A 24,202-nucleotide genomic window follows, 5' to 3' on the forward strand; every position below is an offset into this window, starting at 1 on the left:
GAGGACTTTGACCTAAGGAGCACGCATGTCCATCGTAAGATTCACCACCCTTGCCACTGCCCTGGCATTCGGAGCCGCCCTCACGACAGGGGTCGGTGCGCATGCCGACGCCCGCCCTGTCGTCAAGCAGACGGTAGCCAAGGCACTTTCGGGGACGACGACTCAGCGGATCGCTTCCGGGAGCACGGCGCCGGGAATGGGCTGGCAGCTCTACATAAACAACTCGCCCGGCCTCTACATCGACGTGGACACCACGGCCGCGGGCTTCAGGGGTACTCCCGTCTACACGGTCTCGGTCGGCGGCACGGATCACCAGTTCGAGCTGACGGGCACCAGCACCGTTTACCACCCCACCGCGACCGGATTCCGCGTCTATATCCGTTGGAGCGAGAGGGACCTCCCCCCGCTCACCGTCGCCGACGCGGAGACTTACGGGTGGTACGTCAACTGGATCGGCGTCGACAACCCGTAAGCACTGCCACAGGCACACCTCCGCTTGTCCAGTCGGCTGGGCAAGCGGAGGGACGGGGGCGGTCAGCAGCGATACCTCCGCAGTAGACAGCCGCCACCCAGATCTGTCACCATTTCCACCATGATCGTAGGAAAGGACGACGCCACCTTCATCTGGTGAGCGCTCCCGAGCAGCGGGAAGCTGCCGAAATCCGCGAAGAATGGCTGGGCTCGACGCTGTCGACCATGCCCGCCGACCGTCCGGCCAAAGAGGCCGCCATCTCCGAGCTCTACCACCTGATCGGGCTCGCCCCACCGCGTTTCCACTGGGTCTCGTCACCGCTCGCGGCGCTGGAGACCGCCCCGCCGGGTCTTCGGCCTTCGGAAGCCGCCCGGCACATGTCGGAATGGCCGCTGCCACCTCGGCTCTCCGCTCTGATGAGGCAGCTGTGCCTCGAACTCGACACCCGGGTCAGATGGCAGCCGATGGACCGGCTGATTCGCCGGGAGGTGGTCGGCTCGCTCGCGCGATCCACCCAAGCTTCGCTCCTCGTGCCTGTCCGGGCGGTGCATGGCTCGCGGGAACGCCGGATGAACGGCTGGTACGGCGTGCAGTGCGTCTCCTGGATCGCCCATTACGACGCCCTCCGTCGAGCGGCCGGTGTGGTCTTCGGGACCGAGCGGGCCAGGCAGCTCGATCTGTGGGCGGCAGCGGCCCGCTCAGGCGGCTGGTGGTGGCCTCGTGAAGGCGTGTGCGTCATCTCCGAACGGCCCGTCGCCCTGCACACGGAGGTGTGGAGCGACGAGGGCGAAGTCCGGCTGCACTGTGCCGACGGCCCGGCGGTGCGCTACGCGGACGGGTGGGACGTGTACGCCTGGCACGGCACCCAGGTGCCCCCCTGGGTGATCACGGGTCCGGACGCCCAGCGGATCGCCCAGGAGGCCAACGTCGAGGTCAGGCGGTGCGCGATCGAGCGCATCGGCTGGAGCTCGTACATCGAACAGGCCGGCCTGCGGCTGGTCGCCGCCGCGCCGGACCCCGGCAACCCCGGGTCGGAACTGCGGCTGTACGACCTGCGCAAGGAGACCAAGGTGCTCCTCGCGGTCAACGGGTCCGTCGAACGCGACGGGCACCGCCGCCGGTACGGGCTGACCGTGCCGGGGTTCCTCAACGACCCGCTCGAAGCCGCCGGCTGGACCTACGGGCTGTCCGCCGAGCAGTACTCCCTTCTCGTACGCCGAACCTGAGGTGATCCCCATGACTGTGACTCTCGCTTCCCTCTCCCAGCAGACCGGACTCGCCGTGCTCGACCACCTCGAGCAGACGGTGCGCATCCCTGTCGTCGACGGGCTCCAAGCCCAGGGCGACCTCATCGTCATCCCGCTCTCCGTCGTCGCGTCGTCCGTACGGCCATGGAACCCGACTACCTGGACGGATGTACCGCCCGAAGGGGTCGAACTCCTGCGTGGCGCGGCCGGCGGCAACCCGCACACGCTCGTCGCCGACCCGGGCACCTGCCGCTGGACGGTTGACGTGATGGACTCCGACCGGCTGGCGATCGGCATCTTCGAGACCTCCGCCGTCGCCTACCTGCTGCATCCCGAACACGGGGCCACGGGCTGCACGCCGGGCACGTACGTCATCCGGCGGCAGCGCGAGCACGAGGGCCAGAGGAGCCGCCTCGTGGCGGACTGAATCCACGCCGACACCCCCGCGGCGCGCGATCCCGGTGCGCCGCAGGCGGTGCCCGATGATGGAGGGGCACGTGTGGACAGTCTGCGGGAGGTTCGGTGGAACTCGGGTTGAGGGACAAGGTCGCCGTCATCACCGGTGGCAGCTCCGGGATCGGCCTGGCCGTGGCACAGGGGCTCGCGGCAGAGGGCGCGCATCTCGTACTCGCCGCCCGTGTCGGCGACCGCCTGGAGGAGGCGGCGCGCGGCATCCGCGAAGCCCACGGCGTGCGCGTGGTGCCCGTCCCGTGTGACGTGGCGACCGCGGACGGCACGGGGACGCTGATCGAGGCGGCCGAAGAGGGCTTCGGGGGCGCGGACATCCTGGTCAATAACGCCGGAGCCGGGTCCAACGAGACCATACTCGAGGCCCCGGACGAGAAGTGGCAGGCGTACTGGGACCTGCACGTCATGGCGGCGGTACGCCTGGCCCGCGGGCTCGTGCCCGGCATGCGGCGGCGCGGTGGCGGGGTGATCCTGCACAACGCGTCGATCTGCGCCGTCCAGCCGCTCTGGTACGAACCCATCTACAACGTGACCAAGGCCGCGTTGATGATGTTCTCCAAGACGCTGTCGACGGAGGTCATCGACCACAACATCCGGGTGAACTGCGTCAACCCCGGCCTGGTCCTCACCCCCGACTGGGTGAAGACCGCCAAGCAGCTGACCGCGGACAGCGGCGGGGACTGGCAGGCGCACCTCGACGAGGTCGCGCGGGAGCACGCGCCGATCAAGCGGTTCGCCACCCCGGAGGAGGTGGCGGACTTCATGGTCTTCCTGTGTTCGGAGCGGGCCGGCTATTCGGTGGGCTCCACGTACTTCGTCGACGGCGGGATGCTCAAGACGGTGTGAGCCGGGGGTCAGGTGAAGTGCGCCTCGGCTCGCAGCCTGCCGGAGGCGTCCTGGACGCTCAGCTGCCCCGACTCCGGCGAGCCGGTGACGACGAACGGCTCGCCCTCGAAGACGGGACGGCGCAGGCGGTAGGTCAGTCCGGTGATCCGCCGCCCCAGGGCGTGCCGTCGGGGCAGCTCGGCCATGAGAACGGCGAGCAGCGGGCCGTGCACGACGAGGCCGGGGTAGCGCTCGACGTCGGTGCAGTAGCGCTGGTCGTAGTGGATGCGGTGGGCGTTGGCGGTGAGCGCGCTGAAACGGAACAGCAGCGGCGGAGTAGCGGTAACCGCAAGCCGCCACGCGGCATCAGCATCCGTGGGACCAGCTCCGGGCGGCGGAAGGGTCTCGCTAGGAGCCGCTCCCTCGGTCGGCGGGTCCGAGCGGTAGACCAGGTCCTGCTCGTCGACCAGCCGCAACTCCCCACCCTGCCGGTACTCGCACCGCACCGTCACGAACAACAGCTCTCCCGTCCGCCCCTCCTTCGGCGTGACGGCCGTCAGCTCGGCGGTCCGTACGGCGGGCCGCCCCATCTCCAGCCCCCGCCGCGCCCGCATCCGCCCACCCGCGATCATCCGCCGCCGATGCGGGATGGGCGGCAGAAAGTGACCCTCGGCCGGATGGCCGTCGAGGCCGAGGGCGGTCTGTGGCGGCCACTCCAGGAAGTACAGCCACTGCCACGGCAACGGCAGCGCCTCACCGGCGGTGGGTGGCGCGTCGAGAACCGCCGCCAGGGCCGCCGCGGGCTGGGGCGAGATGACGTCTTCGCTGGTCACGGGCTTGGGATGCCAGTCGCGTAGGTAATCCAAGAGCGTCATTCGCCTACCACCTCTTGAGCGCGCGACCGGGCCACCACGGCAGCGGTTCGCCCGGCCCCTCATCGGTACGAGGCTATCGGCGAGGCCGGCGGCGAACGGCAGGTGGTGACCCCAACTGGCGGAAGAGCCGTCCCGACCGCCCCAGGGACGGTTAGTGTCACTCCGGACACGAGGAGTGATGATGACCATGCTGGCGCGGGCTGTTGAGCTCAAGGCCGAGCTGATCCACTTTGCCACCTCAGGCAGGTTCGAGCGCGAGCTGAGCGGGGTGCTCGACCGGTTCTACGCCGACGACCCGCCCACCGACGAGGCCGCGGCCTTCCTGCCCATCGACTACTTCGCCCACCAGCACCCGCTGACCGGTGGCGACACGGTCATCGACCGGTTCCTGCGCGAGCGGCCCGACCTGGCCAGGGCCGAGGTCGAGCTGCTGTCGAGCTGGAAGGAGGTGGTCGAGGGGGTGTACGAGGTGCGGGTGGTCGACGGGGCGGCCGTGCTGCTGTTCAACCTCGTGGACGAGCTGGTCTACCGGGCGTTCTCCAACCTGGGTGCGGCGGCGTTCGAGGAGCTGCGCCCAGGGATGTACGTGGTGGGCAGGCTGCTGCCGCTCGGCCTCGACTGGCTGATCAGCGGCACGCCCGCGGTGCACGCCGCCGCCGCGCGTGACACGCTCCTGCCGGTGGCCGCGCACATCGCGCTGGAGCGTCCCGACTGGGTGTTCCGCAACCCGGTGCTGCTGGCGCGGGCCAGGGAGCTGCAGAGCGAGCAGCGCCGGTGCTTCATCAGTCACTTCGGGGCCGACCTGGTCGTGCTGCGGCCCGCCGAGTTGGCCGGCCGCATCCGCGGCTACCTGGCCTACCAGTCGGGGCGCCTGGGCGGCGCCGCGCCGGCCACGGAGGAGCTGCCCGTACGGATGGACGGGGCCGAGACTGTGGCCCTGATCTTCGACGAGGTGGCGGGGCTCGGTTACTACGCCGACTTCGCCAAGTTGGAGGAGGTCTTCCAGGACCCCGATCTGATCGCCAGGCGGTCCTACCGCGAGCTGGTCAGCTCCTACCTCAGGGGCGACGCCGTCTCACCGGTGCCGATCCGGCGGCTGGCCGAACGCGATCCCGAGAAGGCCGGCGCGGTCTTCGCCAAACTACTCAACAAGCGCGGCTTCGACTGGGAACGCAGCGGCGAGCTGCTGCTGCGTACCCACAAGCCAGCACATTTCACCGCCCGGCCGCTGCCCACGGTCATACCGGTCACCGGGGCCATCGCCGAACACGTGGGAGCCGCCTGACAGCACCCGAATGTCAGGAGGCCTTCTCCTCCGGGAGCGGGATCCACTTGTGCGCCCAGATGACCAGCTCGTCTATGACCGGCCGCAGCTCCTCGCCCATCTCCGTCAGGTGGTATTCGACCCTGACCGGTGAGGTGGCGAGCACTCGCCGCTCGATGAGCCCGGCTGCCTCCAGCTCCCGCAGGCGCCGGGCGAGCATCGTGTCGTTGACCCCGGGGATGGCCGCTTTGAGCGCGGCGTAGCGGTGCGCGCCTTTGAAGATCATTTGCAGCACGGCGCCCGACCACCGGGCGCCGATCAGTTCGAGGGCGGTGTGGAACCTGACGCACACCGAATCAATGCTCACGCCGTAGATCTTACCCAACCGCCGCTCCATTTGCTAAGAAATATGTAGTTACTCAATAATGTTGAGCAACTAGCCGTCTAAGACTGAGGAGCGCCCCATGTCCAAGCCCGTACTGCAGGTGGTCATCGCCAGCACCCGCCCCGGCCGCGTGGGCAGGGTGATCGGGGAGTGGTTCTACGAGCGGGCCGTGGCCGGCGGCGACTTCGACGTCGAGCTGATCGACCTGGCCGAGGTCGGCCTGCCCTTCCTGGACGAGCCGAACCACCCCAGGCTCAAGCAGTACGAGCACGCGCACACCAAGGAGTGGAGCGCCATCGTCGAGCGCGGCGACGCCTACGTCTTCGTGACGCCCGAGTACAACCACAGCTTCAACGCCGTCCTCAAGAACGCCCTCGACTTCCTGCACCAGGAATGGCAGCACAAGGCGGCCGGCTTCGTGAGCTACGGCGGCCTCTCCGGCGGCACCCGCGCGGTCAACAGCCTGCGCCAGGTGGTCAGCACCCTGAAGATGATCCCGGTGGTCGAGGCGGTCAACCTGCCGTTCGTGCCGCAGTTCGTCGAGGACGGCACGGTCAAGCCCAACGACGTGATGACCGCCGCCGCCGACGCCATGCTGGCCGAACTCGCCAAGCTCACGGGCGCCCTACGCCCCATGCGCCTCTCGGCCGCCTGACCTGCCCACTCCGCGTGGCGCGGCGGATCGTCCGCCTGACCCGTCTGGCCAAGCATCCGGTACGGCCTGCCGGGCGGTGTGGCAGGCGGACTTATGGCGGGTTCTGTCAGGTTATTCGGGTTATTTCAGGACTCGTCGTCGTTGTCGATCAGGTTGTCGAGCACGCGGGTCACGGCGTCACCCAGTGGGCGGAACGCCTGGCTGAGCGCGTTCGCGAGCGGGCCGAAGATCTCCGTCACCTCGTGGATCAGGTCTTCGGACTTGCTCTCGGGAGGCGCCCAGCGCATCGCGTCGGCGCTCAACGTCTCCCATTCGTCGACGACACCGTCGATGGCGTCGAGAACATGGTCGGGATCGCTCGGCATGGCCCTCCTCCAAAGCGCGGGAGTGGGATAAGGCCACGGTACATCCAGTGCGAAATGTGACGCCAGGACGTCCGACTGGGATGGAGACGCCTGGACGTCGGACTGGGATAGACGGGACGTCAGGCGGGGATGGAGACGCCCACGCCGCCGCGCGTCTGGCCGCCGTACCTCTCCTTGTCGGCCGCGAGGTTGAGCGGCCGGATGCCGCTGCGCGCGGTCAGCACCTCCTCGGTGAGGAGCGAGGCGGGCACCAGCCACGAGACCTCGAACTCCAGGCCGTCGGGGTCGTGCGCGTACAGGGCCTTCGTGGTGGAGTGGTCGGAGGCCCCGGCCAGCGCGCCCAGCTCGCTCAGCTTGGCCGCGATGCGCTCCAGCTCGTCGAGCGTGTCCACCTCCCAGGCCAGGTGGTAGAGGCCCACGGTGGACCGGCCGGCGGTGGACTGACCCGCCTGCTCGCCGATCTGGAACAGACCGAGGTCGTGGTCGTTGGTCGAGCCGGCCGCCTGCAGGAAGGCGGCACCGGGCATGCCCATGACCACCTCGAAGCCGAGGGCCTCCCGGTAGAAGGCGACGCTGCGCTCGACGTCGCGTACGTACAGGACCGCGTGATTGAGCCGCTGGACCGGCATGGTGAACCCCTCTCGGCGGAAGCTACCTCTAAGTATATGAGAGTTCAACTAAAATGGGCACATGACCCGATGGCTGGACGATGACGAGCAGCGCACCTGGCGCGACTTCCTGGCCGCGACCCAGCTGGTGAACGAAGCGCTCGACCGCCAGCTCCAGCGCGAGGCGGGCATGCCGCACACGTACTACATGATCTTGGTGGCCCTCTCGGAGGCACCGGAACGTTCGATGCGGATGAGCGAGCTGGCCAACAGAGCGCAGAGCTCGCAGAGCCGGCTCTCCCACGCGGTCGCGCGGCTGGAGGAACGCGGTTGGGTGCGGCGCCGCCCCTGCGACTCCGACCGCCGGGGCAGCTTCGCCGCGCTCACCGATGAGGGCTTCGCCGCGCTGGCCGCCGCCGCGCCCGGCCACGTGGAGGAGGTACGGCGGAGCCTGTTCGACGTCCTCACCCCCGAGCAACTGGGGCAGCTCGCCGAGATCTGCGCGGCGGTGCGGAACACGCTGGAGCCGTAGCGCGAAACGGTGTGGAACACGCTGAGGCCGTAGCGCGAAACTGTCCCCGCGACGCCGTACGGTTCTCCCGGAAGTCGAACGAGGAGAGCCGATGCACGACACGGATGAGGCGCTGTTCAGGGCAGTTCACGGGATCGCCGGCCGCTTGGCCGGGCAGCCGGTGCCCGTGGTGATGGACGCCTTGCTACGCCAGCTGCCCAAGGCCCCCGGCCTGGACATGGCCGAACTCCGCCGAATCGCCGAGGAGATCAGCGTCGGCAGAGACCCCTCGGGCTTGTAACCCGACGGTCCCCGACGGAACCCGACACAGCCTGGGAGTGGGCTGGGTTTCCTGCGGACCCCGACAGAGCCGACGCGACGGAGCCCGAAAGGACCCGACGGAGCCCGACAAGAGCGCAGGGCCCTCCACTCCCGAGCGGCGAGCAGCGATGGACCGTGCCCGGCCAAGAAGACGCACGTCACGGCGCCCAGCCGGTGAGGCGGAGGACCGTGCCCCTGGAAGGCCGCCGACCCCGGTCGGTGGATGGGCCCTCCCGTGCCTGCCGTAACAAAAAAACGCCCGAACGCCTGCCGTAATAAAAAGACCCTTAAAAAACCCCGACATCACCTCCGGGTCGGGTCAGGGGCGGCGCCGGATGTGAGCGTGGGCCGCAGACGAAAGAGTAGGGCCATGACCGCAAAGAGGCTCTATCCCATCATCGCCTGCGGGTCGATCGTGTTCGCGGTGGTCGGGATCGTGGTCGGGCAGCTGGTGCTCGACCCCGGCCTGAACCCACTCAACGCGACCGTCAGCGAATACGCCGTGTCCGACCGCGGGGGCGTCACGGAAGCGGCGATGATGGTGCTGGGCCTCGGTTCGCTCGTCCTGCTGAGGGCGCTGAAAGCGGCGAACGCACCGGTGCGGGGGCTACCGGAGCGGCTGCTGTGGGTGTGGTCGGGGGCGCTCATCGTCGCCGCGGTCATCCCGACCTCGCCGATCGGCGCCGACCTGACCCTGACGGCGGAGATTCACCGTTACGTGTCGGTGGCGGCGTTCGTCAGCCTGCCCGCGGCGGCGGCTCTGCTGGTGCCCCGGCTCACGGTCGACGAGGTGTGGAAGCCGGTCGCGCGGACCGTCGAGTGGCTGGCCCTGGCGGGCGGGCTCGGGGTGCTGGCGGTCACCTACGTGGCGCTGCCCGGCGAGCGGGTGATGATCGGGTTGGTGGAGCGGTTGCTGCTGGGCGCGGAGGTGGCGTTGCTGGCGGTGCTCGCCGCGTGGCTGGTACGGCTGGCATGGGGACGGGCAGTCGAGCGACCTGCGGATTTCCCGACATATCATAGATTTGTCGCGAGTCGATCTTAAGAACCATCGCATTTGGTGCTATTCTCTCCCGCGATCTTCTATCCGGGAGCGGGCGTCATGGCATCTGGCAGATCCATCAGATTCAAGATCTCGACGCTGCTGGTTCTCCCACTGGTTTCTCTGGTCGGACTCTGGGGCTTCGCCGCGAGCACGACCTCCGGTGAGGCCATGGGCCTGCTGAAGGTCGACACGATCTGGTCCGGAGTCATCAGCCACGCCGACTTCCTGGTCTACACACTCGAGCAGGAGCGCCTCGCCTCCGCCGAGGTGATCTCCGGCGGCGTCGCCGACCCCGCCCAGCTGGCCGCCACGCGCGGCAAGGTCGACGAGGTCAAGAAGCGGCTCTCCGACGGGGGCCTGTCGGAGACGACGCAGGCCGCCCTCACCCCTGAGATGCAGGGGCGGCTGAAAGAGGTCTTCTCGGCCATCGACCGCCTGCCTGAGATCAGGAAGAAGGTCGACAGCCGCAAGCTGACCCCCGGCGCGCTGGTCACCGAATACTCGGCGGTCAGCGACGCGGTCCATCACTTGTACCCGTCGCTGACGCTCGGCACGGACGTCGAGCTGGCCCAGCAGGCGCAGGGTCTGATCGCCGCCAGCGAGGTTCGCGAGCTGCTGAGCCGCGAGCACGCGCTGATCATCGCCTCCAACGGCAAGCCGTCCATGGGCGACATGCACATGCTCGCGAGGCTCGACGGCACGCGGACGTACATGTTCCCCAAGGCCATGGCCAACCTCGACGCCGAGCTGCGGACCCCGTTCGAGCAGGTCACCGAGTCCGCGCGCTGGGCCGCGATGGAGCGCGCGCTGGACGGCTACGTCTCGGGCCGGATGCTCGACCCGGCGGTCTGGCGCGGCATGGCCGACCCCGAGCTGAAGGACTACACCCAGGTCATCTGGGACAACGGTGACCGGTTGCTGGCCCGGATGACGCCGGCCGGCATCGCCATCCTCGTACGGGCCGGCGTGGCGGGCGTCCTCGGCCTCATCGCGGTCGCCCTGTCCATCTTCATCTCCATCCGGGTGGGCCGCCGCGTCAGCCGTGAGCTGGCGGCGCTCCGCCGCAACGCGCTCGACCTGGCCGAGATCCGGCTGCCCGGCGTCGTGACGAAGCTGCGGCAGGGCAAGAACGTCGACATCCAGGCCGAGGTGCCGCCCATCAAGATGTGCGACGGCGCGACCAGCGAGATCGACGACCTGGCGAAGGCGTTCGACAGCGTCCAGTACACCGCCGTGGACGCGGCCGTCGAGCAGGCCAAGCTGCGCCAGGGTGTCTCCGAGGCGCTGCGCAACCTGGCCCGGCGCAGCCAGTCGCTGCTGCAGCGCCAGCTCAAGCTGCTGGACGAGATGCAGCGCGAGACCGAGGACCCGGAAGCGCTGTCGCGGCTGTTCAAGATCGACCACCTGACGACCCGCATGCGCCGCCACGCCGAGGGCCTGGTGCTGCTGTCCGGCGGCTCCGCCGGCCGCAGGTGGCGCGGCGTCATCCCGGTCGAGGACGTGCTGAGCGGCGCCGCCGCGCAGGTCGAGGAGTACACCCGGGTCCGCGTCTACCCGATGCCGGAGTGCGGGGTCTCCGGCGCGGCCGTGGCCGACCTCATGCACCTGTTCGCGGAGCTGATCGAGAACGCGGCCGCCTTCTCCTCACCGGGCAACGAGGTGTCGGTCCGCGGCGAGCTGGTCGGCAGGGGCTTCGCCGTCGAGGTCGAGGACCGCGGGCTGGGCATGACCCCGGAGGCCCGGCAGGCCGTCAACGAGAAGCTGGAGAGCCCGCCCGAGTTCGAGGCGTCGCAGACCGAGCGGCTCGGCTTCTCGGTGGTCGGCATGCTGGCCGCCAGACACGGCATCACGGTCACGCTCAAGCCCTCCCCGTACGGCGGCACCACCGCGATCGTGCTGGTGCCCACAGCGCTGATCCAGGCCCTCCCGACGCCGGTGCGGATGCCCGAGCTGGAGTCGGTGTCCGTCTCGGTGGTCAGGACGCCTCAGGACACCAGGGCACCTCACGACACCAGGACGCCGCACGACACGACGGCCCCCGGCCAGCTGCCACGCCGCCAGCGCACGGTCAAGCACGGCCCTGAGCGGTCCCAGGAGCCGGCGCTGCCCCGCCGGGTGCGGCAGGCCAACCTGCCGGAGCAGCTCAAGCAGTCGCCACCCCCCGAGCAGACTGAGACACGCTCGCCCGAGAGCCGCTCACCGGAGGAGGCCAGGGCCCTGCTCTCCTCGCTCCAGTCGGGCTGGCAGCGCGGGCGGCAGGACAGCGATCAGGATGGGGGATCCCAATAGTGACCCATGGGCCAGACGAGTGGGTTGACGAGGAGGCCGGCCCGGTTGTGCGGCCGTACGCGGTGGCCAGGGGGCGCACCAAATCCTCGTCACCCGAGCTCGACCTGCTGGCGACCGTGTCGGCGACCGGCCTGCCGGTGCCCGCCAAGGCGGAGCTGAGCGGCCAGCACCGCCGCATGATGGACTGCGTCATGGCTCAGACCAGGCCGGTAGTCGAGATCGCCGCCGAGCTGAACCTGCCCGTGGGGGTGGCCAGGGTACTGCTCGGAGATCTGCTCGACTACGGCCTGGTGTCGGCCCGGCCGCCGCTCGCCAAAGCGACGACCCCTACGGAGAGTTTGCTCAGAGAGGTCATCAACGGTCTACGGGCGCTCTAGTTCGCTGACGTCATCGTCCTCAAAGAGTGCTCGACCAGCGTGACCATGACCTCCTTGGCCGAGGTGCGCCGCCGCACGTCACAGAGCAGCACGGGCACGTCGTCGTCCAGGTCGAGCGCGATCCGCACGTCGTCCACGCTGTGCCGGTCGGCGCCGTCGAAGCAGTTGACGGCCACCACGAACGGCGTGCCGCGCTGCTCGAAGTAGTCGACGGACGGGAAGCAGTCGGTCAGCCGCCGGGTGTCGGCGATCACGACGGCCCCGAGCGCGCCGTAGGACAGCTCGTCCCACATGAACCAGAACCGTTCCTGCCCCGGGGTACCGAACAGGTAGACGACCAGCCCTTCGCGGATCGTGATACGGCCGAAGTCCATCGCGACGGTGGTGGTGGTCTTGGCCTCCACGCCGTCGAGATCGTCGACGCCGACGCCGCGATCGGAGAGCACCTCCTCCGTGCGTAACGGCCTGATCTCGCTGATCGCGCCGACCAGCGTGGTCTTGCCCACGCCGAACCCCCCGGCGATCAGGATCTTCAGCGCGACGGGGTCCTCAGAGAGCACGGAGTCCATTGATCACTTCCTTGAGAATGCGCTCATTCGGGCGCGGTCCCTTTTCCGAGGGGGACGACACCGAGATGAGGCCGTGGTCACGCAGGTCGCCGAGCAGCACTCGGACGACGCCTACGGGCAGATCGAGCTCGACGGCCACGTCGGCCACCGTGATCGGGTTACGCGCTGCCCGCAGGATGAGCAATTGCTCGGGTTCGAGATCGTACGCCTCCGTGTCGCCGACGACGGAGACGATCGCCATGAGGTCGAACGCCTCCCCGGAGGTTCTGGTGCGCCCGCGAATGAGGGCGTAGGGCCGGACTACCGGCCCCGCGTCCTCGTCAAGCCACCGCGGGGGTTCGTTCATGACGATGTCGCCCTGGGGTTGGTGGATATGTGCTGCCCCACCCGCTTGACGAGCATCGCCATCTCATAGGCGATGTGGCCGACGTCCACGTTGGCGTCGGCCAGCACGGCCAGGCAGGTGCCCTTCCCCGCCGCCGTCACGAAGAGGAACGCCGACTCCATCTCGACGATGGTCTGGCGCACGTCGCCGCCGCCGAAGTGCCGTCCCGTGCCGCGGGCCAGGCTCTGGAACCCGGCGGCCACGGCCGACAGGTGCTCGGCGTCCTCGCGGCTCAGCCCCTTGGAGTAGCCGACCGCGAGGCCGTCGGTCGACAGGATGACGGCCTGGCGTACTGCTCCGACCCTGGTCGTCAGGTCGTCGAGGAGCCAGTTCAGCTCACCGGTGTTGGTCGTCGGCACACTCATGCCTCCCCCTCCTCATTCGCTTCTTCTCGGGCGCGCTGGGTTCCCCGCTGGTAGGCGGAGAACAGGTCCCGTACCTCATCGGGAGAGCGCTCTGTCTTCGCTTCCGGTTCCGGCTCAGGCGGCTCGTCCGTCTTGAGCTGGGGTGCCAGATTTGCCTGTTTCACTCGCCTTGGCAGCCCGGCATGCGTGCCGTTCACCACCGCGAGCGTCTTCTTCTTGGTACGGCTGGGCAGCGCGGGTGACTCCCCGTCGCCGCCCGCCTCGAGTGCGGTCTGGTCGTGGACCAGCCCGCGCGGCACCAGCACGATCGCGGTGGTGCCGCCGAAGGGAGAACGGCGCATCAGCACCTGGATGCCGTGCCGTTCGGCCAGCCTGGCCACCACGAACAGGCCGAGCCGGTCACTGTCGGCCAGGTCGAACTCCGGCGGGTTGGTCAGCAGCCCGTTGAACGCCGCGTACTCGCCCGGAGACAGCCCCAGCCCTCTGTCCTCCACCTCGATCGCGTAGCCGTTGCTCACCAGGTCGCCGCGGACGACCACGGTGGTGGTCGGTGGAGAGTAGATGGTGGCGTTCTCGACCAGCTCGGCGACCAGGTGGGTGAGGTCGGCGGCGGCGGCTCCGTCGAGCGCGCTGCCGGGCATGGCCTCGACGGTGACCCTGGTGTAGTCCTCGACCTCGGCGATGGCCGCCCGGACGATGTCCACCGCGGGCACCGGCTTGCGCCAGGCCCGCCCGGGGGCGGAGCCGGACAGGATGATCAGGCTCTCCGCGTGACGCCGCATGCGGGTCGTCAGGTGGTCGAGGCGGAAGAGCTCCTCCAGCCGGTCAGGGTCGTGCGTACGGCGCTGCATGCCGTCGAGCAGCGCGAGCTGGCGGTGCAGCAGGCCCTGCTTGCGCCGGGCCAGGTTGAGGAACACCTGGCCGATGCCGCGGCGCATCGCGGCCTGGCTCACGGCGGCCTGTACGGCGGTGCGCTGCACGGAGCCGAACGCCTTGGCCACGTCGACGATCTCGGCCGCGCCGCTGACCTTGAGCGGCTTGGCCTCCTTCTTGACGTTGACCTCCTCGCCCCGGCTCAGCCGGTCGACCAGGCTGGGCAGCCGGTTGTCGGACAGCTCCACGGCCGCGGACCTGAGCGCGGCCAGCTCGCCGGCGAGGCGGCGGCCGAAGCGTACGGAGATGATGATCGAGGCGAGCACGGCGATCAGCCCGAGACCGCCCGCGGTGCCGATCTTCACCATGGTGCTGGTGGCGGCGTCGAGCGCGCGCGCGCTCAGCACCTCACCGGACGACGCGCCGAGCTTGTCGAGCTGCGCCGTGAGCCGGTCCACGGTCGCGTTCCACGTCGCGCCGTCGGCGGGCGGGGCGCCGCTCGCGATGATGCGCGCCTCCATGGCGGTGAAGTCCCTGAACGGCTCACCGGCGAAGATCTGCTCGTAGGGCCGGCGGAGCGCCGTGTCGAGCCCGGCCTGGCCACGGGCGCTGAGGAACCTGCGGGTCGCGACGTACTCGGTGAAAGCCGTGAGCTCCGGCTCGGTGAGCCGGTGGTCGATGAGCGCGCCGCTGACCAGCGCGTGCTCGCGGGCGATGATCTCCCGGGCGTTGCCCATGGCCTGCAGCGACGACGCCTGCTGGAAGAGCGGCAGGTCGGGCACCGAGACGAGGTGGTCGTAGAGCCGGAAAATGGCGTCGAGGACCCGGTTGTACTCGTTGAGGCTGGTCAGCCGGGAGCTGATGCCGCCGTCGATGTCGGCGCGGATGGAGCCGAGCCGGTTCAGCTCCCCGGTGAGGGTGTCGAGGGAGGTGCGCAGGTTGTCCTTGATCGCGTCACCCGCTGTCACGGCGGACTTCTGGAAGTCGGCCACGGACTTGTCGGTGCGGGCGCGCTGTGTCCCGAGCTCCTGGGTGAGTTGACGGGTGGTGACCGCCACGGCCGATTGGGCCCGCTCGGCTTGGAGCTGTAAGCCCAGGTCGGTGGAGGTAATGCCGATCGTCTGATAAAGCGTGTTGGCTCTTAGTAGGGCCTGGCCGTCACCCACGGTGAGATTGAGGGCAAAGCCCCAGAGCGCACTCAGAGACAGGAGGGGTAGCAGCAGCAATAAGAAGATCTTGAACCGAATTGACCGGTTATGCGAGCCCATGTCCCAACCTCGGAGTCGAGGGGTATTTGCACACTCTGTGTAAACACACCTCCGGAAGATCGCACAGGAGACTAGCACCGATTATGCTTCCGGCGCAGTGGGAGGAACGCGTTGATTAGCGTGATTACTGGGGCGAGTGCCGGCATCGGCGCCGCGGCGGCGGCCGAGCTGTCACGACGGGGGCACCGGGTAGTGCTCGTCGGTCGGGACGAGGCTCGGCTCAAAGCCGTGGCCGACGCATTGAGCGGGCCGGAAGCCGATGTTTTGACCTGCGACTACACATCGCTTGACGACGTTCGTAGGCTCGCGGCGGTGTTGCGTGAGCGTTATGACCGAATTGCCGTACTGGCCAACAACGCGGGCGTCATGAGTCCGGGGCGCCAGATTACTGTGGACGGTCACGAGCTGATGGTTCAGGTCAACCATCTTGCCCCCTTTCTGTTGACCGATTCTCTAACAGATCGGGTCGACAGGGTAGTCACCACTTCTTCACGGGCGGGCAGAAGCGGCCGGCTCGACCCGGACGATCTGTCGCGTGAGCGGCGACGATGGAACGGCTGGCTCCAGTACGGCGACACGAAACAGGCGAACGCCCTGTTCACGGTCGGGTTGGCGGCCCGGGGGGTGGCGGCCACCTGTTTCCATCCCGGCGTGATCCGCACCGGGTTCGCGGCGCAGACGTGGATCATGCGGATGTTCCTGGCCGTGCCCGGCTACGCCAAGCCGCCCGAGTACGGCGCGCGCACGCTGGTGCACCTGGCCACGCACGCCGACGGCGAGCGGCGCGCCGGAGCCTACTTCGCGAAGCGCGCCCCGGAGCCGGTCCCGTCCGCGATGTCCGACCCAGCCCTGGCCGAACGCCTCTGGCAGGCCAGCCTGACCGCCCTGAAGAACTGACACCGGCAGGCCGGTCCCAGCGCCCTGAGCGGCTGACGCCGGGCAGGCCGGTCTCAGCGGCCCCCGAGTCTCACGTCGGCAGTTCGCTGATGGCCCGATGGGCGGCGGTGATGGCCGCGTCGGCCCGGGAGGCCGGCACCGAGTCGCAGTTGGCGATCGCGATCCTGCCGAACCGCCGGCGGGCGAGGTCGGCGGGGAACGGGCCGTCCGGGTAGAAGGAGTTCCACGGGCGGCAGTACTCCGGGGCGTACCCGTGACCCCAGCGGTTGACCGTGATCGCCTCTATGTCCGCCGCCGGGTCGAAGCCGCCGGGGCCGAGCAGCCGGGCGAGCTGGTCGCGGATGGTGTACTCCAGGCGGCTGTAGGGCGTGTTGAGCAGCTCGTTCCGGCCCGTGGCGGCGCCCGCGGCCGGGCCCAGCTCCGAGCGGCACGTGGCGGCCAGCATGCGTACGTTGATCGGGTTGCCGGGCTTCGTCGGGCAGTCGTAGCCGGGCATGGTGACCGGATGGTCGAGCTCCGACAGGCACCAGTAGGCGCCGGTCCAGCGGGTGCGGTCGATGCCGAGCCGCTGCCACGCCTCCCAGTCGCGCAGTTGCACCATGGCGTCCACCACCGGCATCTTGACCGCGTCGCGCAGCGCCTGCTTCTGGTCCTCGGGCAGGTCGGGGACGAGGTAAGGGATGACCATGTTCCAGCAGGCCAGGACGACCGCGCCGGCGCGGACCGTACGCACCCGGTGGCCGTCGAAGTAGCCGACGGTCGCGGTGCCCGCCGTGTCGGGCGGGCCGTCGTTGCGCGCGCTGACGGCCGTGCTCGACAGCCGGAAGCGGACCCGGTTGGCGGGCAGGTCGAGCCGGCCGTAGTCGAAGGAGGCGGTGGTGATGCCGTCCATGGAGGTGGAATCGGTGAAGCCGGGGATCATCCGGCCGACCATCATGCGGACCAGCGCCTGGTTGCCCTCGGGGAAGTGGTAGATGTTCGGGTCGGCCGCCTTCCACTCCTTCTTCATGCTCGGCGAGTTGAACCGCGAGGGCTTGCCGCCGTCCAGCCCCAGGCCGCCGAAGCCGGGGTAGTCGCTGCCCCAGGCGTCGATCGCGCCGAACGTCTGCGTGCCGTACCCCCACATGACGCTCGGCATGGTCCGGCAGAACAGCTCGACGTCGGGGTGCACCCGGCAGACCTTCAGCAGGAAGTCCGAGTAGGTCAGCGCCGCCAGCCGCTCCTCCTTCCGTTCCCGCGACAGGCCGGGGAACCAGTCGCGCGGCTTGTCGTACAGCATGACGAGGTCCTTCTTGGCCTGCTCGGCGATCGGCAGCCCCTTGACCCACTCCTCGGTCCGCATTTTCGGGGCGATGCGGACGAGGGCGTCCGTCCGGAACGTCTCCCGGTCGCACATCACGCCGCGATGCATCCCGAGGTCGCCGTAGAGGCGTTGGTCGAAGTACCGGTCGAACCTCTTCAGCTCGATGCCGAGCCGGTGGAGCAGCTCCTTGCCCTCGGGCGTCCACACCGAGGGCGTCCGGAGCGATCGCGAGCCGCCGCAGCCGACCAGCACCCCGTTACGGCCGGCCGGGTGGAACTCGTTGCGCCGCGCGTGCCCGCCGATCTCGTCGTGGTTGTCCAGGATGAGGATGCGGGCCCCAGGGTTCTGCCGGTGCCACTCGAAGGCCGCGCTCACCCCGCTGATGCCCCCGCCGACCACCACCAGGTCGTAGTGCTCGCCGGTGGGCACCGGCGTGCCCGCGTGCTGCCAGAAGCGGCCGTCGCGGAGCGCGTGGGCGACGCTGAGCGACTCCGGGGTGCCGCCCCGCAGTCCGGTCAGGCTCGGCGGAGAGACCTCGGCCCGGGGAATGCCCGGCGGATAGGTCTCGCCCGACTCCGGCGGGCTCGGCCGCGACGTACAGCCCGCCGACGCTCCCAGAGCCAGCGTGCCCACCGCCATGGCGACGCCGTCCAAGAAGTCGCGGCGCGAAATGGGCCGGTCCATCCCGAGGTCGCGCGCCGAGCGCGCGTTCATGTCGCTCATGCGCCGATCCTCAGGACTCCGGGTAAAAGCCGCGTCCTGCCGCGCAGTGCTTCGAGAAACATTTTGCGTGACCTATTACCGCGAATGCCTGTTTGGAGTAGCGTCCGAAATATCACGACGGGGGGAGTCCGGGTGGTCGGCAAGCAGGGCAGGGTCACTGGCAAGATCGGCCCTGGCCTCGTCGGCGAGGTCATGGTCCCGGTCAGAGGAGGCGTGGAGGCTTTCTACGCTCATCCGACCGTGCCTGACGAGGAGTTCTCCGTCGGAACGATCGTGATCGTGGTGGACTACTTCCCACCGCGAACGGTCTATGTGGCCCGAGCACTCGTCTAGGGAGGCCCCCGATGTCCCCCGAGCTCCTTCTTCTCGGCGGCGGCATCCTCGTCGCCGTCATCGTGCTGATCCTGCTCTTCAAGGCCGTGTGGCGGGTCGCCGAGCCCAACGAGGCCCTGATCATCTCGGGTCTCGGCGCGCGCCGGCGCAGCGAGGGCCCGGACAGCCTCGGCTTCAAGATAATCACCGGCAAGGGTACGGCGGTGCTGCCCGGCTTCCAGACCTCCAGGAGGCTGCGCCTGGACACCAGGGCCGCCAACCTCCAGGTCTCCTGCGTCACCCAGCAGGGCATCCCCGTGCACATCCGCGGCGTGGTGATCTACAAGGTGGGCGACGACCTGTCCTCGATCGCCAACGCCGCCCGGCGCTTCCTCGACCAGCAGGACTTCATGACCGGCGCGATCCACGAGCTGTTCACCGGTCACCTGCGCTCGATCATCGGCAACCTCACGGTCGAGGACCTGATCCTCAACCGCGAGCGGCTGACCAGCGAGACCAGGGCGTCGGCCGCCGACGAGATGAGCAAGCTGGGGCTGATCGTCGACTCGCTGCAGATCCAGGAGATCGACGACGAGACTGGCTACATCGTCAACCTCGGCAAGCCGCACGCCGCCAAGGTCGCCTCCGTGGCCCGCATCGCCGAGGCCCAGCGTGATCAGGAGGCCACCGAGGCCGAGCAGGCCGCCGCCGCGCGCAAGGCGGCCGCCGTACGCGAATCCAAGATCAAGCAGGCCGGTTACCAGGCGGAGATGGACCAGGCGGCGGCCAGGGCCAGGCAGGCGGGGCCGCTGTCGGAGGCGACGGCCAGGCAGGAGGTCGTCGTCCAGGAGACCAGGGCCGCCGAGCTGGAGGCGCAGCTGTCGGAGCAGCGGCTGCAGTCGCAGGTCCGCAAGCCCGCCGACGCCAAGGCGTACGAGACCGTCACGCTCTCCCAGGCCGAGCGGGACGCCCGCATCGCCCAGGCCGAGGCGGAGGCGCGGGAGACCGAGCTGCGCGCCGTCGCGCAGGCCTCCCAGGTCAAGCAGGCCGCCGCGGCCGAAGCCGAGTCCGTACGGCTGCGCGGCGAGGCGGCGGGCGCGGCCACCAAGGTGGCGGGAGAGGCCGAGGCCCAGGCCGCCAAGGCACGCGGGCTGGCCCACGCCGAGGCGGCCAAGGCGCTCGGGCTCGCCGAGGCGGCGGCCGCGCAGGCCAAGGGCCTGGCCGAGGCACAGGCGATCAGCGCGCGGGCGGAGGCGCTGAAGGAGAACCAGGAGGCGGTCATCGCCCAGCAGCTGGCCGAGCGCTGGCCCGAGGTCGTCGAGGCGGGCGCCAAGGCGTTCGGCAACGTCGACCACATGGTGGTGCTCAACGGCGCCCAGGGCGTGGAGGAGATGCTGGCCAAGGCGCTCACCCTCGGCGGCACCGGCCTCGGCCTGGCCAGGGCGCTGCTCAACGGCGCGACCCCGAACGGCTCCGAACCGGAGTCCTCCGGCAAAGCGCAATGAACCGGCCCGCCGTCACGAACAGCTGAGCCGGGAAGTCGCTACGACATCCAGGGGGTAGCCAGTCATGGACTTAGTTCTCACCGGCGTCATCGTGGCTCTGGCACTTGTCGCGATCGTCGCCTTCAAGCTGATCTGGCGCGTCGCCGAGCCCAACGAGGCGATCATCATCTCCGGCCTGGGCGCGCGGGGCAGGGAGACGCTCGGCTTCAAGATCGTCACGGGGAAGGGCGCGCTGGTCGTACCGGGGTTCCAGACCGCGCGCCGCATCTCGCTCGACAGCCGGGTCTCGCCGCTCGAAGTCAACTGCGTGACCAAGCAGGGCATCCCCGTACACGTACGCGGGGTGGTCATCTACAAGGTGGGCGACGACTTCGCCTCCGTCGCGAACGCGGCGCGGCGCTTCCTCGACCAGCAGAAGACCGTGGACGACAAGACGCACCAGCTCTTCTCCGGGCACCTGCGCTCGATCATCGGCAACCTCACGGTCGAGGACCTGATCATCAACCGTGACGCGCTCACCAACGAGATCCGCACCTCCTCCTCCGACGAGATGAGCAAGCTCGGCCTGATCGTCGACTCGCTGCAGATCCAGGAGATCGAGGACGCTACCGGCTACATCGTCAACCTCGGCCGCCCGCACGCCGCCGCCGTGTCGGCGCTGGCCAGGACCGCCGAGGCGCAGCGCGACCAGGAGGCCAACACCGCCGAGCAGGAGGCCCAGATCAAGAAGGCCGCCGCGATCCGCGAGGCCCGCATCCAGCAGGCCGGCTACCAGGCGGAGATGGACCGGGCCGCGGCCAAGGCGAAGCAGGCCGGGCCGCTGGCCGAGGCCACCGCGCGCCAGGAGGTCGTGGTCCAGCAGACGACGGCCGCCGAGCTGGAGGCGGTGCTGGCCGAGAAGCGGCTGGAAGGAGAGGTACGCAGACCGGCCGACGCGCGGGCCTATGAGCAGGTCACCATCGCCGAGGCGGATCGGCGGGCCGCCGTGGCGCGGGCTCAGGCCGAGGCGGAGGGCATCCGGCTGCTCGGGGAGGCCGAGGCCGAGGCGACCAGGCTGCGCGGCATGGCCGAGGCGGACGCGGCACGGGCCAAGGGCCTGGCCCAGGCCGACGCCATCAAGGCCCGCGCCGACGCGCTGGCGTCCAACCAGGAGGCGGTCGTCGCCCAGCAGCTGGCCGAGCGCTGGCCCGAGGTGGTGGAGGCGGGCGCCAAGGCGTTCGGCAACGTCGAGCACATGGTGGTGCTCAACGGCGCCCAGGGTGTGGAGGAGATGCTGGCCAAGGCGCTCACGCTCGGCGGCGCCGGTCTGGGCCTGGCCAGGACGCTGCTCAACCGGCCCGCGTCGGAGGCGCCCATAGCCGCCGCCCCCGCCCCTACTCCCGCTCCCGCATCCAATGGAGCAAACTCCGAGGTCGTTCGCGAATCACCTGAATTACGCGAATAGCGCCGTTGCTCGGCTCGTTACTCCGCGCTTCCTCTAGCGTTTTATGGTAAGTCGCTTTAGGGGAGTGGAGAATTCATGCTTAAGGCTCTTTCTCTCATCTGTCTGAGCATGATGGCCATATCGGGATGTGCTGCCGACAAGGTCGTGGGCGCGCCCTTGCCGGACGTGCCCCCGGCCGCCGACCCGTCCGGCACCACGCCCGCCGACCCCTCCGCCGTCCCGTCCCCGTCCCGGTCCGCGCCCGGAGCGGCCAGGCTCCGGGCCGGCCTGCTGCCCACCCCCAAGGGCATGAGCCTGGCCTACGGGCCGGAGGCCGGGGCGTTCGGCTCGCTCAAGTCCACCAGGCAAGGGCTCGCGGCCGTGCGCCAGGCCAAGCTCGACCGGCCAGAGTGCGGCGGGGCCGGTCAGCTGGACCTGAGCAAGCCCGAGGTCGCGGAGGCGCCCGCCGCCGTGGTCGCCTTCTCCTCCGGCAGCGACTCGATCACCCAGGCGCTGGTGTCAATGCCCGCCTCCGCCTTCCCCGCGCCGCTGCCCGCGCAGTGCGCCTCCTATGGGGCCGACGTGCACGGCACGCGGGTGACCTACCGAACGCGCGACCTGGGCATGCCCACGCGGGGCGAGGAGTCCCGGGCCTATTTGACCACCGCGTCGGGCGGCCACCGCGACGCGCAGGTCGGCTCGGTGGTCATCCGGCGCGGCAAGGTCATCATGAGCATGCTCGTCGTCGGCCGGAAGGTGGCACCCGCCGACCTGTTCGAACTCGCCGGCCTGGCCGACCAGAACCTGGCCCGCATCACCAGATAAAACTAAACAAGCACGTGATCGTCCGGCCGGCCGACAAAGGAAAATTGTGCGTTCCGCGTCAGCTTGATGTGGTCGGCCTGCCAGGTGTGCATGGAGGCGTCGGCGCTGCGCCAGTAGACGAAGTTGAACCGGTCCGCGGAGTAGATCTTGACGCTGTCCTCCTTCAGCCTGCGGACCAGGTGCGTGTCCTCGCCCCGGGTGATGTCCGCGAAGCCGTACGACCGGAACATGTCCGCCTTGCCGAGGAACGTCCCGCCCTGCACGAGGAACGAGTACCGATGCTCCAGCCCCGGCAGCCGCAGCATGGTGGTGTTGAGGCCCTCGAAGTAGGAGTAGTGGGCGCCCTTGCCGACCAGCTCCGCGTCGGTGTAGTCGAAGGCCCTGACCAGGTCCGACAGGTAGTGCTCGCCGTACAGGTTGTCGTCGTCCATCTTGGCGATCAGGTCGCCTTCGGCGGCTGAGATGCCCAGGTTCATGCAGGCGCCCAGCGACAGCTCGGCCGAGGCGGGCAGGACGACCACATCGGAGATGCCCGCCATGCGAGCCTTGTCGGCCACCACGACGGGGTCGATGTCCAGGCCGTGCAGGACCATGACGAGCTGCAGCGGCCGGTGGATCTGCTTGGCCACCGAGGAGATCGCGTGCTCGATCTGCGCGGCCCGGTTGGTCGGCAGCACCACGGAGATCGACCGGGCCCCGGTGGTGACGGGCCGCCCCAGGAACCGGAGTATCTGGTCCACCCGGTGTGTGAACAGGTGCTTGTCGAACACCTCGCGCATCGCCAGGTGCCCCATGCGGGCCCGCAGCTCCGGGCTGTTGATCAGGTGCAGCACCTGGTTGTACGACTCGACCGGCTCGCGGGCGATCGGCAGCAGCTCGCCGAACGTCTCCTCGATCGCCCTGGACCACCCGGAGACGACCGGCGTGGAGCAGGCCGACAGCTCGAACACGCGGCGCGCGCACATCGTGGGCGAGTCGAGCACCGAGTTGACGTTGAGGAAGACCTTGTACATCCGGTAGGCCGCGAGCATCTGGTCGTAGGGGAGCTCGCCCACGATGTGCGGGCGATACTTCTCCGGCCAGGCGTACTTCTCGTCGACCTCGCCGTTGCGGGCGAAGATGTGCAGGCCCAGCTCGCGGATCGGGTCGATGACCGTCTCCATCTGCTCGCGGCGCTCGGGATGCTTGTCGCGGAAGTACATGCCGGCGAAGACGACGTCGTGCAGGCGGCCCTGCTTCTGCTGGATCGGGTTGTGCACGCGGGGCTGGGCGGCGAACTGGAGCACGTCCACCCGATCGTGGCCCAAAGTTTCACGATATTTCGGGACCATGTCACCGTCGCAGGTGAACACGTAGTCGAACAGCTTGGCCGTGTCGATGAAGAACTCGAAGTTCGGCGGGTCCTCCTTGTTCCAGAAGACCGTCGGGATCCCCTCGGCGCGGCACCACGCCACGAGGTCGCGCAGCGGGTCCTTGGGGGCGTTCGTCCCGGTCATCTGGTAGCGCCAGCGGCCCTGGTTCCCGTGCCAGGCCGACTCGCAGAACAGCAGGTCAGGCCGCTTCTCGGCGAAGATCTCCGGCCAGTCCTTGAGCCCGAACTCGATCTGGTCCCACTCGTACCTGAACGCCAGCCGCGAGAAGTCGTCCAGGATGACGGCGACCTTGAGGTCCGGCCGGTTCACCGGCCCGGCCGGCCACTTCACGGTCGGCACCTCGACCTGCGGCGGCCGGTGGTTGGCCGCCGCGACGGCCAAGGTGACCGGGATCGGGGCCTTGGGCGCCCGGTCCTTGGACCTGACCGCCTCCAGCACCTTGCCCGGGCTCTTCGACCCCAGCGCCTCACCCAGCTTGAACGTCCGCTTGGCCTGGGTGGCCTCCAGCTTCCAGTTCGCGTAGGCGGCCTTGGCCTCGGCTATCTCCAGCCGCCGGCGCAGCTCCCTGATATCCGCTTCGTAGCGCTCGACGAGCTTGCGCTCCTCGGGCAGCCAGTTCACGGGGCCGAGTCGCTGGTACGTGGGCTCTTCAGGGGTTTCGGCCATGGGGATGCACG

Annotated in this window: 26 protein-coding genes; 16 read left to right on the plus strand and 10 right to left on the minus strand. The window is 69.3% G+C overall.

The window, feature by feature from the left end:
- Positions 1-25 precede the first annotated feature (25 nt).
- The 4 genes from ACIBO2_RS20890 (at position 26) to ACIBO2_RS20905 (ending at position 3,033) form a co-directional block, all read left to right on the plus strand.
- Positions 26-472 carry a hypothetical protein gene (locus ACIBO2_RS20890; RefSeq protein ID WP_358550198.1) on the plus strand — a complete coding sequence of 149 codons (447 nt, stop codon included), beginning with the start codon at positions 26-28 and terminating at the stop codon, positions 470-472.
- A gap of 155 nt (positions 473-627) precedes the next feature.
- Complete coding sequence (locus ACIBO2_RS20895) at positions 628-1,698, plus strand: DUF6745 domain-containing protein (protein ID WP_397298491.1); 1,071 nt, start codon at positions 628-630, stop codon at positions 1,696-1,698.
- 10 nt (positions 1,699-1,708) lie between these two features.
- Entirely contained in the window at positions 1,709-2,146 is a 438-nt protein-coding gene (locus ACIBO2_RS20900) for a hypothetical protein (protein ID WP_358550202.1), read from the plus strand.
- A gap of 95 nt (positions 2,147-2,241) precedes the next feature.
- Entirely contained in the window at positions 2,242-3,033 is a 792-nt protein-coding gene (locus ACIBO2_RS20905) for an SDR family oxidoreductase (protein WP_358550203.1), read from the plus strand.
- An 8-nt stretch (positions 3,034-3,041) separates the two neighbouring features.
- Here the strand turns inward: ACIBO2_RS20905 and ACIBO2_RS20910 are convergent, their stop codons facing one another.
- Complete coding sequence (locus tag ACIBO2_RS20910) at positions 3,042-3,887, minus strand: hypothetical protein (RefSeq protein ID WP_358550205.1); 846 nt, start codon at positions 3,885-3,887, stop codon at positions 3,042-3,044.
- 178 nt (positions 3,888-4,065) lie between these two features.
- On the opposite strand from ACIBO2_RS20910, the gene ACIBO2_RS20915 reads away from it, so the two are divergent.
- A complete protein-coding gene (locus ACIBO2_RS20915; protein ID WP_358550207.1) occupies positions 4,066-5,172 on the plus strand; it encodes a hypothetical protein in 1,107 nt (368 codons plus the stop codon).
- Positions 5,173-5,185: 13 nt separating this feature from the next.
- Here ACIBO2_RS20915 and ACIBO2_RS20920 read toward each other — a convergent pair whose 3' ends face one another.
- Positions 5,186-5,518: a helix-turn-helix domain-containing protein gene (locus ACIBO2_RS20920; protein ID WP_358550209.1), complete on the minus strand. Its 333-nt coding sequence runs from the start codon at positions 5,516-5,518 to the stop codon at positions 5,186-5,188.
- Positions 5,519-5,615: 97 nt separating this feature from the next.
- Here ACIBO2_RS20920 and ACIBO2_RS20925 point away from each other — a divergent pair, with 97 nt between their 5' ends.
- Positions 5,616-6,191 (plus strand): NAD(P)H-dependent oxidoreductase, encoded by a 576-nt coding sequence (locus tag ACIBO2_RS20925; protein WP_358550211.1) that lies wholly within the window; start codon positions 5,616-5,618, stop codon positions 6,189-6,191.
- 125 nt (positions 6,192-6,316) lie between these two features.
- Here ACIBO2_RS20925 and ACIBO2_RS20930 read toward each other — a convergent pair whose 3' ends face one another.
- A complete protein-coding gene (locus ACIBO2_RS20930; protein ID WP_357957564.1) occupies positions 6,317-6,556 on the minus strand; it encodes a hypothetical protein in 240 nt (79 codons plus the stop codon).
- Positions 6,557-6,675: 119 nt separating this feature from the next.
- On the minus strand, positions 6,676-7,185 hold the full coding sequence (locus ACIBO2_RS20935) for a VOC family protein (RefSeq protein WP_358550213.1): 510 nt from the start codon (positions 7,183-7,185) through the stop codon (positions 6,676-6,678).
- A 61-nt stretch (positions 7,186-7,246) separates the two neighbouring features.
- On the opposite strand from ACIBO2_RS20935, the gene ACIBO2_RS20940 reads away from it, so the two are divergent.
- The 5 genes from ACIBO2_RS20940 (at position 7,247) to ACIBO2_RS20960 (ending at position 11,704) form a co-directional block, all read left to right on the plus strand.
- The gene (locus tag ACIBO2_RS20940) at positions 7,247-7,696 is read left to right on the plus strand and encodes a MarR family transcriptional regulator (RefSeq protein ID WP_358550215.1); all 450 of its coding nucleotides are present in this window, start codon (positions 7,247-7,249) and stop codon (positions 7,694-7,696) included.
- A gap of 91 nt (positions 7,697-7,787) precedes the next feature.
- Positions 7,788-7,976 (plus strand): hypothetical protein, encoded by a 189-nt coding sequence (locus ACIBO2_RS20945; protein ID WP_357957558.1) that lies wholly within the window; start codon positions 7,788-7,790, stop codon positions 7,974-7,976.
- Positions 7,977-8,366: 390 nt separating this feature from the next.
- On the plus strand, positions 8,367-9,038 hold the full coding sequence (locus ACIBO2_RS20950) for a DUF998 domain-containing protein (protein WP_358550217.1): 672 nt from the start codon (positions 8,367-8,369) through the stop codon (positions 9,036-9,038).
- Between the two features lie 57 nt (positions 9,039-9,095).
- A complete protein-coding gene (locus ACIBO2_RS20955) occupies positions 9,096-11,327 on the plus strand; it encodes a nitrate- and nitrite sensing domain-containing protein (RefSeq protein ID WP_358550219.1) in 2,232 nt (743 codons plus the stop codon).
- Positions 11,327-11,704, plus strand: coding sequence for a DUF742 domain-containing protein (locus ACIBO2_RS20960; protein ID WP_358550221.1), 378 nt, complete (start codon positions 11,327-11,329; stop codon positions 11,702-11,704). The genes ACIBO2_RS20955 and ACIBO2_RS20960 overlap by 1 nt, the downstream gene beginning before the upstream one ends.
- Here the strand turns inward: ACIBO2_RS20960 and ACIBO2_RS20965 are convergent.
- Genes ACIBO2_RS20965 through ACIBO2_RS20980 form a run of 4 tightly spaced genes read right to left on the minus strand, consistent with a single transcriptional unit; the run spans position 11,701 to position 15,062 of the window.
- Complete coding sequence (locus ACIBO2_RS20965) at positions 11,701-12,273, minus strand: ATP/GTP-binding protein (RefSeq protein ID WP_225300026.1); 573 nt, start codon at positions 12,271-12,273, stop codon at positions 11,701-11,703. The genes ACIBO2_RS20960 and ACIBO2_RS20965 overlap by 4 nt on opposite strands.
- Positions 12,254-12,619: a DUF742 domain-containing protein gene (locus ACIBO2_RS20970; RefSeq protein ID WP_358550223.1), complete on the minus strand. Its 366-nt coding sequence runs from the start codon at positions 12,617-12,619 to the stop codon at positions 12,254-12,256. The genes ACIBO2_RS20965 and ACIBO2_RS20970 overlap by 20 nt, the downstream gene beginning before the upstream one ends.
- On the minus strand, positions 12,616-13,023 hold the full coding sequence (locus tag ACIBO2_RS20975; RefSeq protein ID WP_358550225.1) for a roadblock/LC7 domain-containing protein: 408 nt from the start codon (positions 13,021-13,023) through the stop codon (positions 12,616-12,618). The genes ACIBO2_RS20970 and ACIBO2_RS20975 overlap by 4 nt, the downstream gene beginning before the upstream one ends.
- Positions 13,020-15,062, minus strand: coding sequence for an ATP-binding protein (locus ACIBO2_RS20980; RefSeq protein ID WP_358550227.1), 2,043 nt, complete (start codon positions 15,060-15,062; stop codon positions 13,020-13,022). The genes ACIBO2_RS20975 and ACIBO2_RS20980 overlap by 4 nt, the downstream gene beginning before the upstream one ends.
- Before the next feature lie 222 nt (positions 15,063-15,284).
- Between ACIBO2_RS20980 and ACIBO2_RS20985 the strand changes: the two genes are divergently transcribed.
- Entirely contained in the window at positions 15,285-16,061 is a 777-nt protein-coding gene (locus ACIBO2_RS20985) for an SDR family NAD(P)-dependent oxidoreductase (protein WP_358550229.1), read from the plus strand.
- A 70-nt stretch (positions 16,062-16,131) separates the two neighbouring features.
- Here ACIBO2_RS20985 and ACIBO2_RS20990 read toward each other — a convergent pair whose 3' ends face one another.
- Positions 16,132-18,087, minus strand: coding sequence for an NAD(P)-binding protein (locus ACIBO2_RS20990; protein ID WP_358550231.1), 1,956 nt, complete (start codon positions 18,085-18,087; stop codon positions 16,132-16,134).
- Between the two features lie 132 nt (positions 18,088-18,219).
- Here ACIBO2_RS20990 and ACIBO2_RS20995 point away from each other — a divergent pair, with 132 nt between their 5' ends.
- The 4 genes from ACIBO2_RS20995 to ACIBO2_RS21010 all read left to right on the plus strand — a co-directional run bounded on the left by ACIBO2_RS20995 (position 18,220) and on the right by ACIBO2_RS21010 (position 22,152).
- Entirely contained in the window at positions 18,220-18,420 is a 201-nt protein-coding gene (locus tag ACIBO2_RS20995) for a hypothetical protein (protein ID WP_225300038.1), read from the plus strand.
- A gap of 11 nt (positions 18,421-18,431) precedes the next feature.
- Positions 18,432-19,904: an SPFH domain-containing protein gene (locus tag ACIBO2_RS21000; protein WP_358550233.1), complete on the plus strand. Its 1,473-nt coding sequence runs from the start codon at positions 18,432-18,434 to the stop codon at positions 19,902-19,904.
- A gap of 64 nt (positions 19,905-19,968) precedes the next feature.
- Positions 19,969-21,348, plus strand: a complete 1,380-nt coding sequence (locus ACIBO2_RS21005; protein WP_358550235.1) for an SPFH domain-containing protein — start codon at positions 19,969-19,971, stop codon at positions 21,346-21,348.
- A 108-nt stretch (positions 21,349-21,456) separates the two neighbouring features.
- Positions 21,457-22,152, plus strand: coding sequence for a hypothetical protein (locus ACIBO2_RS21010; protein ID WP_358550237.1), 696 nt, complete (start codon positions 21,457-21,459; stop codon positions 22,150-22,152).
- Positions 22,153-22,154: 2 nt separating this feature from the next.
- Here ACIBO2_RS21010 and ACIBO2_RS21015 read toward each other — a convergent pair whose 3' ends face one another.
- Positions 22,155-24,191, minus strand: coding sequence for a glycosyltransferase (locus tag ACIBO2_RS21015; RefSeq protein ID WP_397298500.1), 2,037 nt, complete (start codon positions 24,189-24,191; stop codon positions 22,155-22,157).
- Positions 24,192-24,202 lie beyond the last annotated feature (11 nt).

Origin of the sequence: Nonomuraea sp. NPDC050022 (assembly GCF_044460705.1) — a bacterium.
GTDB lineage: Bacteria > Actinomycetota > Actinomycetes > Streptosporangiales > Streptosporangiaceae > Nonomuraea.